This is a genomic window from Streptomyces sp. MMG1121 (assembly GCF_001280015.1).
Classification (GTDB): Bacteria; Actinomycetota; Actinomycetes; order Streptomycetales; family Streptomycetaceae; genus Streptomyces.
Genome location: NZ_LGDV01000251.1, coordinates 174867 through 194186 on the forward strand (window position 1 = coordinate 174867; position 19320 = coordinate 194186).

At 72.5% G+C, this 19320-nt stretch carries 20 protein-coding genes and 2 pseudogenes; 8 read left to right on the forward strand and 14 right to left on the reverse strand.

The features are described from left to right. Positions 1 to 35: 35 nt before the first annotated feature. Genes ADK64_RS39275 through ADK64_RS39285 form a run of 3 tightly spaced genes read right to left on the reverse strand, consistent with a single transcriptional unit; the run spans position 36 to position 2851 of the window. A complete protein-coding gene (locus ADK64_RS39275) occupies positions 36 to 557 on the reverse strand; it encodes a cupin domain-containing protein (protein ID WP_053666890.1) in 522 nt (173 codons plus the stop codon). A 7-nt stretch (positions 558 to 564) separates the two neighbouring features. Further along, complete coding sequence (locus ADK64_RS39280) at positions 565 to 1779, reverse strand: cytochrome P450 (RefSeq protein ID WP_053666891.1); 1215 nt, start codon at positions 1777 to 1779, stop codon at positions 565 to 567. 7 nt (positions 1780 to 1786) lie between these two features. Continuing rightward, positions 1787 to 2851: a type III polyketide synthase gene (locus ADK64_RS39285; RefSeq protein ID WP_053666892.1), complete on the reverse strand. Its 1065-nt coding sequence runs from the start codon at positions 2849 to 2851 to the stop codon at positions 1787 to 1789. A gap of 183 nt (positions 2852 to 3034) precedes the next feature. Here ADK64_RS39285 and ADK64_RS39290 point away from each other — a divergent pair, with 183 nt between their 5' ends. Next, on the forward strand, positions 3035 to 3682 hold the full coding sequence (locus tag ADK64_RS39290) for a transcriptional regulator (RefSeq protein ID WP_053666893.1): 648 nt from the start codon (positions 3035 to 3037) through the stop codon (positions 3680 to 3682). A gap of 6 nt (positions 3683 to 3688) precedes the next feature. Here the strand turns inward: ADK64_RS39290 and ADK64_RS39295 are convergent, their stop codons facing one another. The 5 genes from ADK64_RS39295 to ADK64_RS39315 form a co-directional block, all read right to left on the reverse strand. Further along, positions 3689 to 3922 (reverse strand): DUF6213 family protein, encoded by a 234-nt coding sequence (locus ADK64_RS39295; protein WP_078993123.1) that lies wholly within the window; start codon positions 3920 to 3922, stop codon positions 3689 to 3691. A gap of 25 nt (positions 3923 to 3947) precedes the next feature. Further along, positions 3948 to 5333 (reverse strand): NADP-dependent succinic semialdehyde dehydrogenase, encoded by a 1386-nt coding sequence (locus ADK64_RS39300; protein WP_053666895.1) that lies wholly within the window; start codon positions 5331 to 5333, stop codon positions 3948 to 3950. A 75-nt stretch (positions 5334 to 5408) separates the two neighbouring features. After that, positions 5409 to 5882, reverse strand: coding sequence for an NUDIX domain-containing protein (locus ADK64_RS39305; RefSeq protein WP_053666896.1), 474 nt, complete (start codon positions 5880 to 5882; stop codon positions 5409 to 5411). After that, positions 5879 to 7417 (reverse strand): ATP-dependent DNA ligase, encoded by a 1539-nt coding sequence (locus ADK64_RS39310; protein WP_053666897.1) that lies wholly within the window; start codon positions 7415 to 7417, stop codon positions 5879 to 5881. Before ADK64_RS39310 ends, ADK64_RS39305 begins: the two co-directional genes overlap by 4 nt. A gap of 70 nt (positions 7418 to 7487) precedes the next feature. After that, positions 7488 to 8462 (reverse strand): NAD(P)/FAD-dependent oxidoreductase, encoded by a 975-nt coding sequence (locus tag ADK64_RS39315; RefSeq protein WP_053666898.1) that lies wholly within the window; start codon positions 8460 to 8462, stop codon positions 7488 to 7490. A gap of 65 nt (positions 8463 to 8527) precedes the next feature. Between ADK64_RS39315 and ADK64_RS39320 the strand changes: the two genes are divergently transcribed. From ADK64_RS39320 to ADK64_RS39345, 6 genes are all read left to right on the forward strand, one after another. Next, complete coding sequence (locus tag ADK64_RS39320) at positions 8528 to 9100, forward strand: helix-turn-helix domain-containing protein (protein ID WP_053667160.1); 573 nt, start codon at positions 8528 to 8530, stop codon at positions 9098 to 9100. Positions 9101 to 9205: 105 nt separating this feature from the next. Further along, a complete protein-coding gene (locus tag ADK64_RS39325) occupies positions 9206 to 10171 on the forward strand; it encodes an NADPH:quinone oxidoreductase family protein (protein ID WP_053666899.1) in 966 nt (321 codons plus the stop codon). After that, on the forward strand, positions 10168 to 11349 hold the full coding sequence (locus tag ADK64_RS39330; protein WP_053666900.1) for an acyl-CoA dehydrogenase family protein: 1182 nt from the start codon (positions 10168 to 10170) through the stop codon (positions 11347 to 11349). Before ADK64_RS39325 ends, ADK64_RS39330 begins: the two co-directional genes overlap by 4 nt. Continuing rightward, positions 11346 to 12419, forward strand: coding sequence for an acyl-CoA dehydrogenase family protein (locus ADK64_RS39335; RefSeq protein ID WP_053666901.1), 1074 nt, complete (start codon positions 11346 to 11348; stop codon positions 12417 to 12419). The genes ADK64_RS39330 and ADK64_RS39335 overlap by 4 nt, the downstream gene beginning before the upstream one ends. Before the next feature lie 161 nt (positions 12420 to 12580). Then, the gene (locus ADK64_RS39340; RefSeq protein WP_053666902.1) at positions 12581 to 13444 is read left to right on the forward strand and encodes a phosphatidylinositol-specific phospholipase C/glycerophosphodiester phosphodiesterase family protein; all 864 of its coding nucleotides are present in this window, start codon (positions 12581 to 12583) and stop codon (positions 13442 to 13444) included. Between the two features lie 103 nt (positions 13445 to 13547). Beyond that, complete coding sequence (locus ADK64_RS39345; protein WP_053666903.1) at positions 13548 to 13742, forward strand: hypothetical protein; 195 nt, start codon at positions 13548 to 13550, stop codon at positions 13740 to 13742. A gap of 23 nt (positions 13743 to 13765) precedes the next feature. On the opposite strand, the gene ADK64_RS39350 is transcribed toward ADK64_RS39345, so the two are convergent. Together ADK64_RS39350 and ADK64_RS39355 are read right to left on the reverse strand one after the other, a co-directional pair. Continuing rightward, positions 13766 to 15004 (reverse strand): phosphodiester glycosidase family protein, encoded by a 1239-nt coding sequence (locus ADK64_RS39350; RefSeq protein WP_199829839.1) that lies wholly within the window; start codon positions 15002 to 15004, stop codon positions 13766 to 13768. Positions 15005 to 15088: 84 nt separating this feature from the next. Further along, positions 15089 to 15448, reverse strand: coding sequence for a DUF779 domain-containing protein (locus tag ADK64_RS39355; RefSeq protein ID WP_053666904.1), 360 nt, complete (start codon positions 15446 to 15448; stop codon positions 15089 to 15091). 192 nt (positions 15449 to 15640) lie between these two features. Between ADK64_RS39355 and ADK64_RS39360 the strand changes: the two genes are divergently transcribed. After that, positions 15641 to 16129: a hypothetical protein gene (locus ADK64_RS39360; protein ID WP_053666905.1), complete on the forward strand. Its 489-nt coding sequence runs from the start codon at positions 15641 to 15643 to the stop codon at positions 16127 to 16129. A gap of 13 nt (positions 16130 to 16142) precedes the next feature. Here the strand turns inward: ADK64_RS39360 and ADK64_RS44450 are convergent. The 4 genes and pseudogenes from ADK64_RS44450 to ADK64_RS39375 all read right to left on the reverse strand — a co-directional run. Beyond that, a pseudogene (locus ADK64_RS44450) lies at positions 16143 to 16698 on the reverse strand (nitrate reductase); the annotation flags it as partial. Positions 16699 to 16788: 90 nt separating this feature from the next. Beyond that, positions 16789 to 17172, reverse strand: a pseudogene (locus ADK64_RS44455) (amidohydrolase family protein); the annotation flags it as partial. Positions 17173 to 17370: 198 nt separating this feature from the next. After that, positions 17371 to 17988 (reverse strand): DedA family protein, encoded by a 618-nt coding sequence (locus tag ADK64_RS39370; protein WP_053667164.1) that lies wholly within the window; start codon positions 17986 to 17988, stop codon positions 17371 to 17373. Positions 17989 to 18347: 359 nt separating this feature from the next. Continuing rightward, the gene (locus tag ADK64_RS39375; RefSeq protein WP_053666907.1) at positions 18348 to 19283 is read right to left on the reverse strand and encodes a hypothetical protein; all 936 of its coding nucleotides are present in this window, start codon (positions 19281 to 19283) and stop codon (positions 18348 to 18350) included. Between the last annotated feature and the right edge of the window lie 37 nt (positions 19284 to 19320).

The following is a 19320-nucleotide window of genomic DNA, read 5'->3' on the forward strand; positions in this document are numbered from 1 at the left end:
GGTACGCAGTCCCGCGCCCCTTTGGGCCGCAACGCTCACCCGTGCTTCAAAGGCGTGAGTTGCTCGATGTCGTACTTGGCCCGTAGTGCTTCGATCGCCTCCTGGTCCGGCGGGCCCCCGGTCCCCAGGATCTCCAGCAGCTCCTCGAAGTAACGCTCGTGGTCCGGCGGGGGACTCGCCTGGAAGAACATCTTCGCCGGGGTGTCCGTCGGGTTCGCGAACGCGTGCGGGCAGCCGGGGGGTACGACGATCACCGTGCCCGGGGTCGCCCGTACCACTCTGCTGCCCGAACTCGACTCCCACTTCTTCCAGTTGTCGGGCGTGCGGATGCGGGGCTCGAAGGCGAGGACGTCGAGTTCGCCCTCCAGGATGTAGAACAGCTCCTCGCTGCGTGTGTGCACGTGCGCACCCACGTCGAAGCCCGGCGGGACCTCCACCTCGAAGGTGGAGGCCATCCGCGAATGCGTGCCGGTGACCTTGAACGTCACGCGCTGGGCCGGCGTCTCGACGAGGCGGCCTTGGCCCGGCGGTACGTAGAGTCCCTCGGTCTCCGTCATGGGCCGGTCACCAGGTCACCGGTACGGCCTCGGGCCCCCGGATCAGCGCGCCCTTCTTGAAGGGCACCTGCTCCGGCGGTACGGCCAGCCGCAGGCCCGGGACCCGGTCCAGCAGGGCGTCCACCATGAGTTCCTCCTCCAGCCGGGCCAGCATGTTGCCGGGGCAGAAATGCGGGCCGAAGCCGAAGGACACATGGGGGTTGGGGCTGCGGGAGAAGTCGACGGTCTCCGGGTCGGGGAAGACGTCCGGGTCGCGGTTGGCGGCCAGGTAGGAGTTGTACACCGCGTCGCCCGCGCGGATCTTCACGCCCCGGATCTCCACGTCGACCAGGGCGATGCGGGACAGGCCGACCGCGTTGCGGTGCGGGATGTACCGCAGGAGCTCGTCGATCGCCTTCGGGCGGATCTCCGGCTCCGCGCGCAGCCGGTCCACCAGGTCGGGGCGGGTCAGCAGCAGGTAGAACATCTGCCCGCTGTTGTTGGTGACCGCCTCGCCGCCGATCTGGAGCAGACCGGCCAGCCCGACGGCCTCCTCCAGCGTCACCTCGCCCCGGCCCACCGCGGCACCGAGCAGCGAGGTGACGTCCTCGCCCGTGCTGTTCTCGCGCAGCCCGATCAGGTCGGAGAAGTAGGCGGCCATCTCCCGCTTGGCCTTCTCGCTGACCTCCTTGCCGTTCGAGGAGGACAGGATGAGCTGCGTCCAGGTGTGCATGACGTGCCGGTCGGCGGCCGGGACGCCCATCATTTCGCAGATCACCGCGATCGGGAACGGGCTGAGGATCTTGGCCGTGAGATCGGCGGGCGGGCCGTCCTGGAGGAGTTCGTCGACCAGCTCGTCCAGCATGACCCGTGCTCTCTCCCGCACCCGTTCCACGCCCTTGGTGGTGAACGCGGCCGCCACCGAGCGGCGCAGCCGGGTGTGGTCGGGCGGGTCGAGGAAGCCGACCGCGCCCGGGTCCGGGATGAAGTGCGGGGCAAGCCGGGTGACCGGTTGGTCCATCACGGCCTCGCGGCTGAAACGGGGGTCGTTGGTCACCATGCGCACGTCGTCGTACCGGGTCACCAGCCAGGCCCAGCCTTCGCCGTTGGGCAGTTGGATGCGGGTGACCGGTCCCTCGCGCATCAGCTCTCTCAGCACCGGGTCGAAGTCCGTCCCGGTCAGGTCGAGCGCCGGCCAGTGCCGGATCGGGGGCAGGGTCTCGGTGAGCGTCTCTTCCGTCATGCCGTACTCATGCCGTTTCTCGGTCGGGGCCGCGCCAGCGGCCCAGCGCCATTTCCGCGGTGATGCCGGGCCCGAACCCGGCGAGCAGCCCGCGCGCCCGATGTTCGGCGCCGCCCTCGTCGAACATCCGGCGCAGCGCGTCCAGCACGACGCCGGAGGCGATGTTGCCGTACTCGGTGAGGGTGGCCCGGCTGAACCGGAACGCGTGCGGGTCGACCTGGAGGAACTTGCTGAGGTCGTCGAGGATGCGTGGCCCGCCGGCGTGGACGATGTAGAAGTCCAGGTCGGAGGCGTCCCAGCCGTGCAGGCCCGCGAGGTCCTGCAGGGCCGGGGCGAGCGGCTCCATCGTGGCCGGCACCCGCTTGTCGAGCAGGAAGTGGAAGCCGGTCGCGCGGACGTCGTACATGATCCACTCTTCGGTCTTCGGGATCAGGTACGAGCCGTTGCGCTCCAGCTCGATGCCGGTGCCGCCCTTGCCGCGGACCACGGCGGCGGCTATGCCGTCACCGAACAGGCCGTTGGACAGGAGCGAGCCGACGCCGAGGTCGGTGGGCTGGTAGCACAGCGAGCAGAACTCGCAGGCCACGATCAGCGCGTTGCCCTGGGGGTAGGCGGCGCAGAAGTCGTGGGCCCGGTTGATCGCCGCGCCGCCTGCCGCGCAGCCCAGCTGGGCTATGGGGAGCTGTCGGGTGGTGGGGTCGAAGTCCATCTCGTTGATCAGCCACGCCGTGAGCGAGGGCATCATGAAGCCCGTGCACGAGACGTAGATGATCACGTCGATGTCGGTGGTGAGGAGTTCCGCGTCGTCGAGCGCACGCTGGATCACCGCGGGGACCCGGGCCTTCGCCTCGGCCTCGTAGAGCTTGTTGCGGTCTTCGAAGCCGGGGTGTTTGAGGGTCTCCTCGATGGGCTGCACGATGTGCCGGGTCTTGACGCCCGTGTTCTCGATCAGCCGCAGCGCGAGCGGCAGTTGAGGATGGTCCGCGTGACGGGAGCGCGCCAGCTCCAGCGTCTCCTCCATCGTGATCACGTGTTCCGGAACCGACACCGCCGGTCTGCACAAAGTCGCCATGAACCGTGCCTGCTTTCAGCCTTCCGGAAGGCCTTCGCCCACCGGTCAGAAGGTGGTTCACCTCAGGAGGTGGTCCACCCACGATCACCCGTCGGGGCGTCGATCTCTCGCCGGACTACTCCAGACCGGGGACACCGGGTAAGGATCCGAGGAGAAGTCGCACGTCGCGCGAGGGAGGAAGACATGACCGTCACGGCCGGGAAACTGCTCGAGACGACCACCGGGGCACTCGCCCCGGATCCCGCGGCCAACCCCTTCGTCCCGCTCGTGGAACGCGGTGAGGCGGCCCTGGAGGCCCTGGCGCGCCTGGCCCTGGAGCAGCGGTGGGTGATCCCGGCCGACCGCCGCGCCTTCCAGTACCTGGCCGAGCGCGCCGAACCGGCCGCAGCGGCCTGCTTCACCAGCCTGGCGACGGGCGAGGAACTGGCGGCGACCCACCTGGACGCGTTCGCACGGGCCTGCGGAGTGACCCCGGAACGCTCACGCGCGTACGTCCCCCTGCCCGGCTGTCAGGCCTACCCGGCCTACGTCTCCTGGCTGGCCCTCAACGCCGCGCCCGCGGACGTGGTCCTCGCCCTGACGGCCAACTTCTCCGCCTGGGGCGGCTACTGCGACCGCCTGGCCAAGGGCCTGCGCACGCATTACGGCTTCGAGGACGAGGCGTGCGCCTTCTTCGACTTCTTCGCGGCGCCGGCTCCACGGCTGGACCAGCAGGCGACGGCGGCGGTACAGGCGGGGCTGGACGGCGGCGCCCTGGACACGGACCTGGCGCACACGTACGGGACCCTGCTCCAGAGCTACGAGAGCATGTTCTGGGCAACGTTGGGGTGAGAGTGCCTAGGGGGCCCCACTGCTGTGCGCGATGCAGGCCACATCGATACGATCCGCGAGTTTGGCCAGCTCGATGGTCAAAGCCGCGACCGTGTCCTCGTCCAGCCCCTCGTCCCCGGCCTCGACCAACCGCAGCCACCGCCCGCCCACGGTCCGCAACAGCTTGCTCACGTCGGAGGCAGCCACGTGCAAGGTCCCTTGGTCGTCGACGATCAGAGGCAGGGTCACTTCGCGGTTCACAAAAGGGATGGTAGCCGCGCGGCCGTCACGCCCCCTGCCAAACCGTGGTGATGTTGCAGAACTCCCGGATTCCGTGCCCGGACAGCTCACGCCCGTACCCCGAGCGCTTCACACCGCCGAACGGGAACGCGGGATGGGAGGCGGTCATCCCGTTGACGTACACCGAGCCGGCCTCCAGGTCGCGGCTGAACCGCTCCACCTCGCCCTCGTCCCGCGTCCACACGTTGGAACTCAGCCCGAACGGCGAATCGTTGGCGATGAGCAGCGCCTCGTCCAGATCGCCCGCCCGGTACAGCGTGGCCACGGGTCCGAACGCCTCCTCCCGGTGGATGCGCATCTCCCGGGTGAGGCCGGCGAGCACGGTCGGCGGGTAGTACCAGCCCGGCCCCTGCGGCCGCTGCCCGCCGCACAGCACCTCGGCCCCGCTGCGCCGCGCGTCGTCGACCAGTTCCTCCAGGTCCCTGCGCCCCTGCTCGGTGGCGAGCGGTCCGACCTCGGTGTCCTCCGCCAGCGGGTCGCCGGTCTTGAGCGCCTTCATCCCGGCGACGAACTTCCCGGCGAAGGCGTCGTACACGTCCCGGTGCACGATGAACCGCTTCGCGGCGATGCACGACTGCCCGTTGTTCTGCACCCGCGCGGTGACGGCGACCTCGGCCGCCCGGTCCAGGTCGGCGGAGGGCAGGACGACGTACGGGTCGCTGCCGCCCAGTTCCAGCACCGTCTTCTTGATCATCTCCCCGGAGGTGGCGGCGACGGCCCGGCCCGCGGGCTCGCTGCCGGTCAGCGTCGCCGCCTTCACGCGCTCGTCGCGCAGGACGGCGTCCACCGTGCCCGCGCCGATCAGCAACGTCTGGAAACAGCCCTCCGTGAAGCCGGCCCGGTGGAACAGGTCCTCCAGGTACAGGGCCGTCTGGGGGACGTTGGAGGCGTGTTTGAGCAGGCCCACATTGCCCGCCATCAGTGCGGGCGCGGCGAAGCGGACCACCTGCCAGAGGGGGAAGTTCCAGGGCATCACCGCGAGCACCGGGCCGAGCGGCCGGTAGCGCACCCGTACCCGGGACGCCCCCGAGTCCTTCACGTCCGATGCCGCGGGCTCCTCGTCCGCCAGCAGCGCCTCTGCGCGCTCGGCGTACCAGCGCATCGCCTTCGCGCACTTCGCGGCCTCCGCGCGGGCCTGCTTGACCGGTTTGCCCATCTCCAGGGTCATGACCCGGGCGATCTCCGGCTGGTCCTCGTCCAGGAGAGCGGCGGCCTTGTCCATCAGACGGGCGCGCTCGGCGAACGGGGTCGTCCGGTAGGTGCGGAACGTGGCCTCGGCGAGCTGGAGCCGGCGTTCCAGTTCCTCCTCGCCCATGGCCTCGTACGTCTTGAGCGTCTCACCGTTCGCCGGGTTCACCGTCGCGATGGGCATGGCTGACCTCCCTGGGAGCGGGCTTGTCTCGACCTTCGCGCGCGGGCGCGGCGTCCGCAACGCGTAGCCCCCTGTTCAGCCCGCGTGCTCCGCCAGCCGGTCGAGGAACACGGTCTGCGCCGTGATGACCAGCTCGCGGGCCCGGTCGAGGCCCAGCCACGCCACCCGGTCCAGCTCGGGGAACTCCTGCTCCCGGCCGGAGCGCGGGGGCCACCGCATGGTGAAGGTGCCGGGGGTGAAACCCGACAGGTCAAGGTCCGCCTCCACCGCCCACGCCGTGACGATCTTGCCGTTCTTCTGTACGACCTCGCCCAGCGGTACGGCCGCCCCGTCGGGCGGTGCCAGCCCCAGCTCCTCCTGGAACTCGCGCCGAGCCGCCTGCCAGGCCGGCTCGTCGGGTTCGTACTCGCCCTTGGGGACCGTCCACGCCCCCGCGTCCTTCTTCGCCCAGAGCGGGCCACCCATATGGCCGAGCAACACCTGGATTCCTTCATCGGTGTGCCGGAACAACAGCAGTCCCGCGCTGCGCTTCGTCGCACGCACCGTCACGGCGTGACCTCCGGGTGGGCCGCCAGCAGGGCCTCCACCGTATCGGCCTCCTCGGGGCGTTTGTCCTCGCGGTAGCGGACCACGCGGGCGAAGCGCAGGGTGACGCCGGCCGGGTAGCGGGAGGAGCGCTGGAGGCCGTCGTAGGCGATCTCCACGACGAGTTCGGGGCGGACCCGGACCAGCCGGCCGTCGTCCTCGACCGCCAGTTCCCGGAGCCGTTCGGTCTGCCAGGCGAGCAGCGCGTCGGTCATGCCCTTGAAGGTCTTGCCCAGCATGGCGAAGCCGCCGTCGGCGCTGCGGGCGCCCAGATGCAGGTTGGAGAGCCTGCCGGTGCGGCGGCCGTGGCCCCACTCGGCGGCCAGCACCACCAGGTCGAGGGTGTGCACGGGCTTGACCTTCAGCCAGGCGGCGCCGCGCCGGCCCGCGCTGTAGGGGGCGTCCAGCGCCTTCACCACCACGCCCTCGTGGCCGCGGGCCAGGGTGTCGGCGAGGAAGCGTTGCGCCTTCGCGGTGTCGCCCGGCCCGGCGGCGACCGTCCGGCGCACCCGCATCGGCTCGGGCACCAGCCGGGCCAGCTCCGCGTGCCGCTCGGCGAAGGGCAGGTCGAGCAGGTCGCGGCCGTCGACCGACAGGGCGTCGAAGAAGACCGGGGAGACCGGGACCTGCCCGGCCGCCCTCGCCACGTCCGTGCGCGAGCCGACCCGGCCCGCGGTCTCCTGGAAGGAGCGGGGGCGGCCGTCGTCGCCGAAGGAGATCACCTCGCCGTCCAGGATGAAACGTGGTGCCGTCAACTCCCGTGCCGCGGCGGTCACTTCGGGCAGCCGGTCGGTGATGTCGTCCAGGGTGCGGGTGTGCACGCGGATCGTGTCGCCGTCCCGGTGGACCTGCACCCGGATGCCGTCCAGCTTCTCCTCCACCGCGCAGGCGCCGAGCTTTCGCACCGCCTCGGCGACCGAGGAGGCGCTCTGCGCCAGCATCGGCAGCACCGGGCGGCCGACGGTGAGCCGGAACCGCTCCAGCGCCCTGGGCCCCTCGGTGAGCAGGGCGCGGGCGACGGTCTGCAGCGAACCGGCGAGCATCACCGCCCGCCTTACGTCCGCCGGGTCCGCGCCGGTCGCCCGGGCCAGGCCCTCCACCGCGACCGCGTCCAGCGCGCCCTGCCGGACCTCGCCGGTGAGCAGCCCGAGGAGGAAGCGCTGCTCCTCCTCGGTGGCCGCGCCCATCAGCTCGCCGACGATCCGGGCCCGCTCCGCCTGCGCGCCCGGCCCGGACACCCCGGCCAGCTCGGTGAGCCGGGCGTCGACCTCCCGGACGGTGAGGCCGGGCTCGGCGGCCGGCGGCACCCGGCGGCTCAGCACCTTCCAGCCGACGCCGAGCCGGCCCTGCGGCAGCCGTCCGGCCAGATACGGGATCACGACCGGCACGTCGTCCGCCGCCGCGTCCCGGAACAGTTCCGCGAGCAGCTCCGTCTTGCGGGACCGGGCCGCCGTCGCGGCCACTTCCCGGGACACGTGGGCCAGCCGGGCGAGCAGCATGCAGCCATGGTGCACCAGCGCTCCGCCCAGGGCGCGGTGTCCGGTCGCGCCCGCGCGGTGGTGGCGCGTGTCAGACACCGCCCCGCGCCCCTTGGGGGGCGCTGCCGTCGAGGTCCGCCATGAGCAGTTCCCCGTTGATCGCCGCCCCCGCCCGGTAGCCCCGGCTCGCCGCGTTGACCACCTGCTCGGCGAAGCCGCTCGCGTTGCCCGCCGCCCAGAGGCCGGGCACAGTCGTCAGGCCGCGTTCGTCGATCACCGGGTAGCTGCCGAACGGCGTCTCGCGCAGCTCGGCGCCCAGCTTCACCAGCAGGTCGTTGTGCGGAACGGCGCGCGGGGCGGCGTACAGCACCTCGAGGTCGTGGACCGTGCCTCCCCCGGAGGGGGTACCCCCAGCCAACCGGACCCCGGTCAGCCGGTCGTCGGTGACGACGAGTTCCGCGACCTCGCCGGGCACGACCGCGACCCCGGCGGCGGCCAGCCGGCGCAGGTCGTCGTCCGTCAGCTCCGACTCGCTCACCTCGTGCAGGAAGAACCGCACGTCCTTCGACCACTGGGTGACCATCAGTGCCTGGTGCACGCTCAATGGCGAGGTCGCGAGCACCCCGGTCGGCAGGTCGCGGACCTCCCAGCCGTGGCAGTACGGGCAGTGCACCACGTCCCGGCCGAACCGCTCGGCCAGCCCCGGGACCCCGGGCAGCTCGTCCGTCAGGCCGGTGGCGATCACCAGCTGCCGGGCCCGTACCGTCCGGCCGCCGGCGAGCTTCGCCGCGAAGCCCTCGCCGTCCCGGTCCGCGTCCACCACCCGGTCCCGGACCAGCTCCACGCCGTACCGGGCGATCTCCTCGCGCCCGATGGCCAGGAACCCGGCCGGGGACATGCCGTCCCGGGACAGATAGCCGTGCATGTGCGCACTCGGCGTGTTGCGCGGCTCGCCCGCGTCGACGACCAGCGTGCGGCGCCGGGCCCGGCCGAGGACCAGCGCGGCGGACAGCCCTGCGGCTCCGCCTCCGACGACGACCACTTCGTACCTGTTGTTCTCGGTCATGAGGCGACGGTCGCTCGGTGCCTGCGGGATTGACAAACCCATTTGCCGAATCTGCAATGGTGGCCATGAGCACGAACGACGTACTGACGGAAGTGGGCCCCCGGCTGCGGCGCCTCCGCAAGGAGCGGGAGGTGACCCTGGCCGCGCTGTCGGAGGCGACCGGGATCTCCGTGAGCACGCTGTCCCGGCTGGAGTCCGGACTGCGCAAGCCCAGCCTGGAGCTGCTGCTGCCGATCGCCCAGGCCCATCAGGTGCCGCTGGACGAACTGGTCGGTGCACCTCCGGTGGGGGACCCCCGGGTGCGGGCCAAGCCGATCGTGCGGGGCGGGCGCACCCACTGGCCGCTGACCCGCCAGCCCGGCGGCCCGCAGGCCTTCAAGGTCCTCGAACCGCAGCGCAGCCAGGAGCCCGACCCGCGCACGCACGAGGGCTACGAGTGGCTGTACGTGCTCTCGGGCCGGCTGCGGCTGGTTCTCGGCGACCACGACGTGGTGCTGTCGGCGGGGGAGGCCGCCGAGTTCGACACCCGCGTGCCGCACTGGTTCGGGTCGACGGGGGAGGGCCCGGTGGAGTTCCTGAGCCTGTTCGGACCGCAGGGTGAGCGGATGCACGTACGGGCGCGGCCCCGGCAGGCGTGACGCACGCGACGGTCCGTGTCGCGGCAGACTGTTCCCTGATGGGCAAGCGACCGCTTAGTATGCCGTCGGACCCGGTCAGACGAAGCAGTCCCGTGGAGGCCCCGCATGCAGGCATGGCAAGTGCACGAGAACGGCGAGCCGAGCGAGGTGATGCGCCTGGCGGAGGTGGAGCGGCCCACGCCCGGCGACGGCCAGGTGCTGCTGCGCGTCCGCGCCGCCAACATCAACTTCCCGGACGCCCTGCTGTGCCGCGGCCAGTACCAGATGCGGCCGCCGCTGCCGTTCACGCCCGGCGTGGAGATCTGCGGCGAGACCGAGGACGGCCGCCGGGTGATCGCCAACCCCGCGCTGCCGTACGGCGGCTTCGCCGAGTACGCCGTCGCCGACGCCCGCGCGCTGCTGCCCGCCCCGGACTCGCTGGACGACGCCGAGACCGCCGCGCTCCACATCGGCTACCAGACCGGCTGGTTCGGCCTGCACCGACGGGCTCGCCTGGAAGCGGGAGAGACCCTGCTGGTGCACGCCGCCGCCGGAGGTGTCGGCAGCGCCGCCGTCCAGCTCGGCAAGGCGGCCGGGGCCACCGTGATCGGTGTCGTCGGCGGCGCGGACAAGGCCGCCGTGGCCCGCGAACTGGGCTGTGACGTGGTCGTCGACCGCCGCGGCGAGGACGTCGTGGCCGCCGTGAAGGAGGCGACCGGCGGCCGGGGCGCCGACGTGATCTACGACCCCGTGGGCGGCGAGGCCTACGCCCAGTCCGCCAAACTCGTCGCCTTCGAGGGCCGGATCGTCGTCGTGGGCTTCGCCGGCGGCACCATCCCGAGCCCGCCCCTCAACCACGCGCTGGTGAAGAACTACTCGATCCTCGGCCTGCACTGGGGCCTGTACGCCACCAAGAACCCCAAGCTCATCCCGCACTGCCACGAGGAACTGACCGAACTGGCCGCCCGGGGCGCGATCAAGCCCCTGGTGAGCGAGCGGGTGCCGCTCGGCGAGGCAGCCGCGGCCGTGCAGAAGGTGGCGGACGGCCGGTCCACCGGCCGGATCGCCGTGGTGATGGAGGAAGCAGCATGACCGACGCCGCTGAACTGGTCCGCCGCACACGGGAGTTGTTGACCGAGTACCCGCCGGCGAGCACGGACCGTCTCGCATTCCTCCGGGCCCGCTTCGACGCCGGCCTCGCCTGGGTGCACTACCCGCAGGGGCTCGGCGGACTGGGCGCCCCGCGCTCCCTGCAGAGCGTCGTGGACGCCGAGCTGGAGGCCGCAGGCGCCCCCGACAACGACCCCCGGCGCATCGGCATCGGGCTCGGCATGGCCGCGCCGACGATCCTCAAGTACGGCACGGAGGAGCACAAGCAGCGCTATCTGCGGCCCCTGTGGACGGGGGAGGAGGTCTGGTGCCAGCTGTTCAGCGAGCCCGGCGCCGGCTCCGACCTCGCCGCGCTCGGCACCCGGGCCGTCCGCGCGGGCGAGGACTGGGTGGTCAACGGGCAGAAGGTGTGGACCTCCAGCGCCCATCTCGCCCGCTGGGCCATCCTCATCGCCCGCACCGACCCTAACGTGCCCAAGCACGCGGGCATCACCTACTTCCTCTGCGACATGACCGACCCGGGCGTCGAGGTCCGGCCACTGCGGCAGATCACCGGCGAGGCCGAGTTCAACGAGGTCTTCCTCACCGACGTCCGCATCCCCGACTCCCGCCGCCTCGGCGAAATCGGCGACGGCTGGCGGGTCGCGCAGACCACGCTCAACAACGAACGCGTCGCCATCGGCGGCATGCGGCTGCCCCGCGAGGGCGGCATGATCGCCCCGGTCGCGAAGACCTGGCGCGAACGCCCCGAGCTGCGCACCCACGATCTGCACCAGCGGCTGCTGAAGCTGTGGGTCGAGGCCGAGGTCTCCCGCCTCACCGCCGAACGCCTGCGCCAGCAGCTCGTCGCCGGACAACCCGGCCCCGAGGGCGCCGGCATGAAGCTCGCCTTCGCCCGCCTCAACCAGGAGATCAGCGGCCTGGAGGTCGAACTGCGCGGAGAGGAGGGCCTGTTGTACGACGACTGGACCATGCGCCGCCCCGAACTGGTCGACTTCACCGGCCGCGACGCGGGCTACCGCTATCTGCGCGCCAAGGGCAACAGCATCGAGGGCGGGACCAGCGAGGTCCTGCTCAACATCGTCGCCGAGCGCGTCCTCGGCCTGCCCGCCGAGCCGCGCACCGACAAGGACGTCGCGTGGAAGGACCTGGCCCGATGACCGATCTGCTGTACTCGGAGGAGGAAGAGGCGCTGCGGGCCGCCGTCCGCGACCTGCTCACCGACCACTGCGCCCCGGCGGACGTCCTCGCCCGCACCGAGTCGGACACCCCGCACGACCTCGCCCTGTGGAAGCTGCTCGCCGACGGCATGGGCCTGGCCGGCCTCCTGGTGCCCGAGGCGCAGGGCGGCCAGGGCGCCTCAGCCCGCGAAGCCGCCGTCGTCCTGGAGGAGTTGGGTCGCGCGGTCGCCCCCGTGCCCTACCTCACCAGCGCGGTCGTGGCCACCGAGGCCCTGCTGGCCTGCGGTGACGAGGAGCTGCTCGCCCGTCTGGCCTCCGGGCGCACCATCGGTGCCCTCGCGGTCGCACTGCACACGGCGCCGGGCGCCGCCGTCAAGGCCGTACGGCTCGAAAACGGAGCCCTGCACGGCGAGTTGACCGGCATCGCCGACGCGGCCGTCGCCGATGTGCTGCTCGTCCCCGCCGACGACGGCGGCCTGTACGCCGTCCCCGCCGACGCCGTGACCGTCACCCCGCAGACCTCCCTGGACCTGACCCGGCCGCTGGCGACGGTACGGCTGGACGGTGCTCCCGGCCGCCGGGTCGGTGACGCGGAACCCGCCGTACGACGCGCCCTGGGCGCCGCCGCCGGACTGCTCGCCTCCGAGCAACTTGGCGTGGCCGAATGGGCGTTGACCGAAACGGTCCGCTATCTGAAAGAGCGCAAGCAGTTCAACCGGCAGGTCGGCGGCTTCCAGGCGCTCAAGCACCGGCTCGCCCAGCTGTGGCTGGAGACGGTCAACCTCCGGGCGGCCGCCCGCGCCGCCGCCGACGCGCTGGCCTCCGGCGAGGGCACCGGTATCCCGGTCGCCGTCGCCCAGGCGTACGCGGCGCCCGTCGCCGTCCACGCCACGGAGGAGGCGGTACAGCTGCACGGCGGCATCGGCATGACCTGGGAGCACCCGGCCCACCTGTACCTGAAGCGGGCCAAGGCGGACTCCATCGCGTACGGCACGGCGGGTGCGCATCGCTCGGCGCTGGCCGAACTGGTCGACCTCCAGGCACCCTGAGCCACCCCGTACGAAGCCCGCCCCACCTGGGGCGGGCTTCTTCCCGCGCCTGCGCCGGCGAGGTGAACAAAGCGCCAACTCCCCGCGAGAGCAGGCTCGTTGGGTGACGGGTGCACGCATACTCTCCCCGGTCCCATCCGGCACCTCCAGGGAGGCAGAGCATGGCCCTCAGCACCCGACGCAGAGCCCTCACCGCCCTCGGCGCCGCCCTCGCCGGCGCGGTCTTCCTGCCCGCGTCACAGGCCTGGGCGGGCAACCCCCACCGCCCTCGGCGTCCGCTGTGGAACGCGCACGCCCACAACGACTACGAGCACCCGCGGCCCCTGTTCGACGCGCTCGACCACCGCTTCGGCAGCGTCGAGGCCGACATCTTCCTCGTCGGCGACCAGCTCCTCATCGGGCACGACAGCTCCGAGCTGGACCCGACCCGCACCCTCGAATCCCTCTACCTCGACCCGCTGGCCGCGATCGTGAAGGCCAACCACGCCTCGGTGTACCGGGGGTGGCGCCGACCCCTGCAGCTCCTCGTCGACATCAAGACCGAGGGCTCCTCGACGTACCTCGAACTCGACCGCCATCTGCGCCGTTACCCGTATCTGTTCACCCGCTACGACCACGGCCGTATCCACCGCGGCCCCGTCACCGCCGTCATCTCCGGAGACCGCGCGGCCCGTGTCCCCATGGAGGCGCAGCAGGAGCGGCGTGCCTTCTACGACGGCCGGCTCACCGACCTCGGCACCGCCGCCCCCGCCTCCTTCATCCCGCTGATCAGCGAGGACTGGACCCAGAACTTCACCTGGTCGGGGGCGGGCACGTTCCCCGCCGCCGAGCGGCAGAAGCTGCTGGGCATCACCGCCGCCGCGCACGCGCACGGGCAGCAGGTGCGGTTCTGGGCCACCCCGGACGCCGCGGGCCCGGACCGCGACGCCCTGTGGACGGAACTGCTGGCCGCCGGCGTCGACTACCTCAACACCGACGACCTGGCCGGCCTGGAGGCCTTCCTGGACGCCCACCCCTCCGCGTAAACATCACACGAACGGGGGACACGTCAGCCGCCCGGACGAACCCTCCGCTACGCCACACTTGCGGCCGAACGCCGCTCAAGGGGCGTGGCGGAGGAGGTTCCCGATGGCCATTTCCATCTCTGTGGTGCTGTTGCTCCTGATCGTGGCCGTGATCTTCATGCGCAACGGCGCGCTGAAGGTCACCCACGGCCTGGTCTGCATGCTGCTCGGCTTCTTCCTGGCCGGCTCGAACATGGCGCCCACCATCAACAGCGGGCTCACCGCGACCGCCGACCTGGTCAGCAGCTTGCATCCCTGAGCCGTAGGGGGCCGGTCAGGCCCTCATGAGGTGGTGAAGACGCCTACGCCGTTCGCGACGGGGCGCTCGGCGCCGGCGCTCGGATGGTTGCGGATCGTCACAGAGCTCGCGCCCGCGTCCCGGGTGACCAGCTCGCTCGAGCCGCCGCCGTCGAGGTTGAACGCGTCCGACGCGCCCAGCGAGCGCATGGTGGCCGCCTCCTCCGCGACCGTCATACCGGACCGGTAGGCGGCGGCCCCGTCCAGCGCCAGGATCAGCAACTGCCTGCCGCCGTTCTCGAAGCCCACGACCGTCCGCACCGCCGAGGTCCCGTTGTCCAGGCCGGACAGCTCCCTGCCGTCCCGCAACACCGGGAAACCGCCGATCGCGAACGCGTACGGCACTGAGGACGAGGCCGCCACCAGGGAGTGCGTCACGGTCACCGCGTTCCCCACGGAGAGCTTGCGCAACTGCCGCGCCCCCTCCTCGCGGCCCACCAGGACCGTGGTGTCCGCCGGGATCGCGCCGGTGCCGGGCTTGTCGGCGGCGGAGACGACCCGGCCGTCCTTGACCTTCACCTCGTAGGTGTCGGTGCTGCACGGCGCCGAGCGCTGGGTGTCGGTGCCGCAGACGGCGCGCTCGCGGGAGGCGCTGCCCCACCGCGAGGTGAAGGCGCCGACCGAGTTCTCCGGGAGCGCGTACTGGTTCAGGCCCTTCAGCGTGAACCGGCCCTCGGGGGTGTCGACGGCGCCGGTGAGGGAGAGGCGGTCCAGCCGGGCCCGCCGGTCCGTGCCGACGCCGAACACGTCCCGTGTGCTCGTCCCCGGCGGCAGCCCCGGCCCGAACCGCTGTCCGTCCGGCACCGCCGCCTTGAGCACACGCCCGTCCGCGATCGCCGGTCCGACACTCGCGCCGGTGGCCTCCACGCCCGGGTGCTGGGTCTCGGTGATGTCGAAGAAGTCACCGTTGACCCCCGCGACCGCCCCGGCCGAGTCCGCCAGCCGCGAGACGGTGGCCCGCGCCGCCACCGCCCCCGGATGCAGCAGATCCACGCGTACATGCGGATCGGCCAGGTCGACCGTGAGCAGATGGGCGCGCGTCGGGCCCGCGGCCGCGGCGACGTCGAACTGCCGGTAGGTCACGCCGGGCGCGATCCGCTTGCCCGCCGGTACGGCACCGGCCGGTGCCGCCCCCGCCAGGGCCGCACCGGCCAGCACACCGAACGCGGTGACCACCGTGAGAACCGCTCTCGCCGCTGCCGTACGCCTGTTTCGTCTTGTCACCCTGCCCCCTGATGCCTCGTCAACTGTCCCTGTCTTCCAAGGGTTCAGTGGCAGTGGAGCAGACGGCGGCGGACGGCGGGCCGACTAGGCGTCGACTACGCGAGAACGAGTGAGAAAACGCACCCCCTCGGGCGCCTCCAGTGAGAAGCCGCTCCCCCGCCCGGGTACGACGTCCACGATCAGCCGGGTGTGGCTCCACGCCGCGTACTGGCTGCGGGACATCCAGAAGGTCACGGGCTCCGCCACGCCGTCCACCGCCAGCTCCGCCAGCAGCACGTCCGAACCGCCGGTGCGGAACTCGCCGTCCGGATAGCACATGGGCGCGCTGCCGTCACAGCAGCCGCCGGACTGGTGGAACATCAGCGGGCCGTGCTCGGCGCGCAGCCGCCGCAGCAGCTCCGCGGCCCGCGGGGTGAGTTCGACGCGGGGGACTTCCTCTTCCATGGGCACCGTCCTGGAGAGCCGGGAGCGCGTGGGGTCGTTGGACCCGATCCAGTCTCACGGTTCGTCACGGACGCGTCCAGAAGGCGGAGTTCCATCGGGGTCCCGTACGGGGAACCGCCGTGCGCCCACCCGCGCGGCCGGGTTCCCGGCGGCGACCGGCGTAGGCGGGCACGGGCCTGAGAGGATCTGCGCATGTGCGCTCTCTTCGGCCGGCCCGAGCCGCGCGACGTGCCCGTCGGCGAACACCCCCTCTGGGACGAGGCACTCGCGGCCGTCAACCGGGACCTGGCGGCGACCCGCCCCGACCAGCGACCCCTGCGCCTGATCGCCTGCTCCGAGGCCGGGGACCCGGACGAGCAGGTCTACGTGGCCCTCTCCAACGGCGAAGCACACGGCAGTGCCCTGACACCGACGCGGTCCGCCACCGAAACCCTGATGGCCGTCGCCGACGCCGCCCAGGAGACGGTGACGGAGCGGCTGTGGGGGGCGTGGCCGGTCTGCACCGTCCATGACCTCGGTATGCACCCGCGGGACGTCGACGGACGGCCGTCCTGGTGGTGCGCCGGCGGCACCCGGCGGGGCGACCCGGCCCACCTTTGCGCGGCGATAGGCGAGCTGGACACGGTCCACCCCACCCCCCGCCCGAACCGCAAGCGCCGCAAGTGCCGCACCCCGCGCTGAGGGGGGGGCGCCGTCAGCCCGTGACGAGGACGCGGCGCATCAGCAGGGCGTACGCCGCCGCGGCCACCACCATTGCGGCCGGCAGGGCCAGGTCGACACCGCCGAGCGCGGCGCCAACGGGGCCGGTACCAGAAGGGGCCGGTGCGGGTCTCGTCGCCGAGGGCGGGGCCGTCGTAGCGGTTGCCGCGCAGCAGGACGTCGGTGGCGTAGACGGCCGTGCCCGGGCCGAGCAGGACCACGCAGCACGTTGCCGACGGTGTCGGGGAAGTCCGAGACGAGCAGCGCGTACGGGGTCAGGCAGACGGAGACGGTGCCGTCGACGAGGACGCTGGGCGGGCGCCGGATACGGATGCCGACGGCCTGGAGGCGAGAGCGGCGCTGTAGGCCGTCAGCGCGTTGAGGGCGATGGTGCCGCGGACCGGCGCGAGCAGGAACAGCGGGCGGAACCAGCCGGGCAGCAGCGGCTGGAGCGAGGACTCCGGGTCGGTCATGTCGACGGCCGCCGCGGCGCACGCGCCGATGCCGCAGACCAGGATGCCGGGCGGGAATCCGCCCCACGCCGTCCAGCCTCTTTTCCCGAAGGAGCCCCCGTCTCCGCCGACCTCGTCCCGCACTCCGCCCGGCTGCTGGACCCCCGGTACGGGCAGCGTCCCCCCGGCACACCGCGCTCGCCGCGCAGGACGGGCGGATCCGCTGTGGTCCGCGCGGGTGAACTCGCAGCAGTGCGTGGGCTGCATGGACGCGGCGACACCGAGCGGCGCGAACCGTCGTACGGTGTCGTCGGGCACGGTCTCGCCGTGCTCGACCCGATGGCGTACAGCCGCCGGCACGCCGCCTGGACCGTCCGTCCGCGCCTTCTCGACGGAGTCGAGCACATGGCGTACCGCCGCGTCCCCGATCGCGTGGGTGGCCGTGGACACGCCGGCGCGGTGCAGGGCCGTGACGACCTGGGTGTAGCGCTGCGGGTCGGGCCAGTAGGCGTGCGCCGACTCGCCGTGGCAGTCGGGGGCCTCCAGCCAGACGGTGCCGTTGTCGATGGTGCCGAGGATCCGCTGGAGGGGACCGACACGGAGCTGGCCGGGCCGCCGGTGCTGGTGACGGTCGTGGGCATGCGGGTCACCTGTCGAGGGGCAGGGGTGCGAGCGCCTTCGCAGGGGCGCGGGACTGTGTCCGGTGTGCGGCTGCCGCCGCGTGGGCGCCGGAGACGAACCATGGCCGACGACGGCCGAACCGGCGGAGCGCTAGCGTCGGGCCCGCCACGCCTCGATGAGCAAGGGCAGCATCGACACGACGACGACCACGGCGACCAGCGGCAGCAGATAGTCGTCGATGTGCGGGACGGAGGCCCCCAGGCTGTAGCCCGCCAGGACGAGCGTCTGTGACCACAGCACACCGCCCACGGCCTGCCACAGCGTGAACGTCCGCACGGGCACCCCGAGCGTGCCGGCCACCGGATGCAGGACGGTCCGCAACAGGGGCACGAACCGGCCGATCACCAGCGCCTTCCGGTAGCCGTACCGCGCGAGCAGCACCTCGGCCCGCGCGGCGGCCGCCTTCACCCGCCGGTTGGAGGTCCGCGCCAGCAGCGCCTGTCCGCCGTGCCGCCCGATCAGATACCCGACCTGTCCGCCGGCCACCGCCCCGACGGCCGCGCACACCAGCACCTGCCACAGCTCCAGCCGCGGCGGCTGGTGCACACTGCCGGCGCACAGCACCCCGGCCGGGAACAGCAGCGTGTCGCCGGGCAGGACGAAGCCGACCACCACCAGGCCGGACTCGGCGAAGATGACCACCAGGACGCCGATCGCACCGAAGGCGGCCAGCACCGAGGCGCTGTTCAGCGGGTTGACGGCGATCACCTGGGCGCGCCTCCTGGCCTCCTCGCAGGGCTGCTCGCTCACCAGCATCGCCCGCCCGGCGCGAAACCGCCCGCGTCCGTGTGGACGCGGGCGGTGCCGGTGAACCCGTGCCTGTGGAGGCCGGCGCCGACACCCCACTGGCCCGCAGCACCAAGCCGGTCGAGGACGCGCGGAACGGCAAGGCGGCGACCCGGCACCTCGCCGACCGGACCGTCACCAGGACCAGCGAGGCGTCCTCGGCCATCGACCGGTCGGTCCGGCCGGTGCGCGGCGACGGCGGCTTTGGCGCTGCGCCGCGCGGGCGCGCCGACGGCCGGATCGCCGGGCGGCGCGCCCGCGCATCCATACCGCCCGAGTGGTCAGTCGACGTGCAGGGTGAGCGCCGCCGTGTGCAGCCGTCCTGCCGTCCGGAACTGCAGGAACAGCCGCCAGTTCCCCGACTGCGCGAACTCGGCGTGGAAGGTCAGGGCCGGTCCGCCGTGGTCGCCGTCGGCCTCGGTCTGCGGGTGCAGGTGCGCGAAGGCCAGGTCGCCCTGGTGGAAGGCGGTCAGATGGGCGTAGGTGTCCAGGTAGGGCTGGAGATCGGTGACCGGCTTGCCGTCCTTGGTGACGGTGGCGGTCAGCTGGTGGGCCATGCCGACCATCAACGCGCCCTTCACGGCGACGGTGTAGCCGTCGACCGTGGTGGTGCCGGACGCCTTGGCCAAGGGTGTGGTCATCGCCATGCCGGGCACCTTCACGGTGCGGCTGAGGACGAAGTCCTTGCCCTTGCCCGAGCCGCTGTCCGGGATGAAGGAGGCGTACAGCCGCCAGGTGCCCGGCTCCAGCGCGGCCAGCGGCGCGGTCCAGGTGCCGTCCTTGGCCATGGCCGGGTGCACATGCTGGAAACCGGTGAGGTCGGAGCGGACGGCGTAGAAGTGCATCCGCTGGGTCTGCTCGACGGCGAAGCCGGTGACGGGCTTGCCGTCCGGACCGGTGACGGCGAAGCGGTAGCCGGTCGCCTTGCCGGCGGCGAGGGTGGTGGCGGAGGAGGTCATCCGATAGCCGCCCTTCGCGGCGGCGAGGCCGTTGCCGGTGTCGGCGGTGTTCATGCCGGGCATGGCCGCCATGTCACCGGCCGACGCCGACGCCGACGCCGAGGGGGAGGGGGCACCGGGCATGGGGGAGGTGTGACCGGAGCCGGAGCCGGAGCCGGAGCTGGAGCCGGAGCCGCAGGCGGTCAGGGTGACGGAGAGCGCGGCGGTGGCGACGGCCGCCACGAGAGCGTGACGAGTCGTCCGGAGAGCCTTGGACATGAGTGTGTCTTTCCAGGTGGGCGCCGTGACAAGGCGC

Excerpts from the sequence above, each read along its gene's own strand:
- ADK64_RS39340 (WP_053666902.1), top strand. The coding sequence starts at position 12,581 with ATGGCCCTCAGCACCCGACGCAGAGCCCTCACCGCCCTCGGCGCCGCC.
- ADK64_RS39360 (WP_053666905.1), top strand. The coding sequence starts at position 15,641 with ATGTGCGCTCTCTTCGGCCGGCCCGAGCCGCGCGACGTGCCCGTCGGC.
- ADK64_RS39320 (WP_053667160.1), top strand. The coding sequence starts at position 8,528 with ATGAGCACGAACGACGTACTGACGGAAGTGGGCCCCCGGCTGCGGCGC.
- ADK64_RS39285 (WP_053666892.1), bottom strand. The coding sequence starts at position 2,851 with ATGGCGACTTTGTGCAGACCGGCGGTGTCGGTTCCGGAACACGTGATC.
- ADK64_RS39335 (WP_053666901.1), top strand. The coding sequence starts at position 11,346 with ATGACCGATCTGCTGTACTCGGAGGAGGAAGAGGCGCTGCGGGCCGCC.
- ADK64_RS39290 (WP_053666893.1), top strand. The coding sequence starts at position 3,035 with ATGACCGTCACGGCCGGGAAACTGCTCGAGACGACCACCGGGGCACTC.
- ADK64_RS39345 (WP_053666903.1), top strand. The coding sequence starts at position 13,548 with ATGGCCATTTCCATCTCTGTGGTGCTGTTGCTCCTGATCGTGGCCGTG.
- ADK64_RS39280 (WP_053666891.1), bottom strand. The coding sequence starts at position 1,779 with ATGACGGAAGAGACGCTCACCGAGACCCTGCCCCCGATCCGGCACTGG.
- ADK64_RS39310 (WP_053666897.1), bottom strand. The coding sequence starts at position 7,417 with ATGCTGCTCGCCCGGCTGGCCCACGTGTCCCGGGAAGTGGCCGCGACG.
- ADK64_RS39300 (WP_053666895.1), bottom strand. The coding sequence starts at position 5,333 with ATGCCCATCGCGACGGTGAACCCGGCGAACGGTGAGACGCTCAAGACG.
- ADK64_RS39375 (WP_053666907.1), bottom strand. The coding sequence starts at position 19,283 with ATGTCCAAGGCTCTCCGGACGACTCGTCACGCTCTCGTGGCGGCCGTC.
- ADK64_RS39355 (WP_053666904.1), bottom strand. The coding sequence starts at position 15,448 with ATGGAAGAGGAAGTCCCCCGCGTCGAACTCACCCCGCGGGCCGCGGAG.
- ADK64_RS39315 (WP_053666898.1), bottom strand. The coding sequence starts at position 8,462 with ATGACCGAGAACAACAGGTACGAAGTGGTCGTCGTCGGAGGCGGAGCC.
- ADK64_RS39275 (WP_053666890.1), bottom strand. The coding sequence starts at position 557 with ATGACGGAGACCGAGGGACTCTACGTACCGCCGGGCCAAGGCCGCCTC.
- ADK64_RS39325 (WP_053666899.1), top strand. The coding sequence starts at position 9,206 with ATGCAGGCATGGCAAGTGCACGAGAACGGCGAGCCGAGCGAGGTGATG.
- ADK64_RS39330 (WP_053666900.1), top strand. The coding sequence starts at position 10,168 with ATGACCGACGCCGCTGAACTGGTCCGCCGCACACGGGAGTTGTTGACC.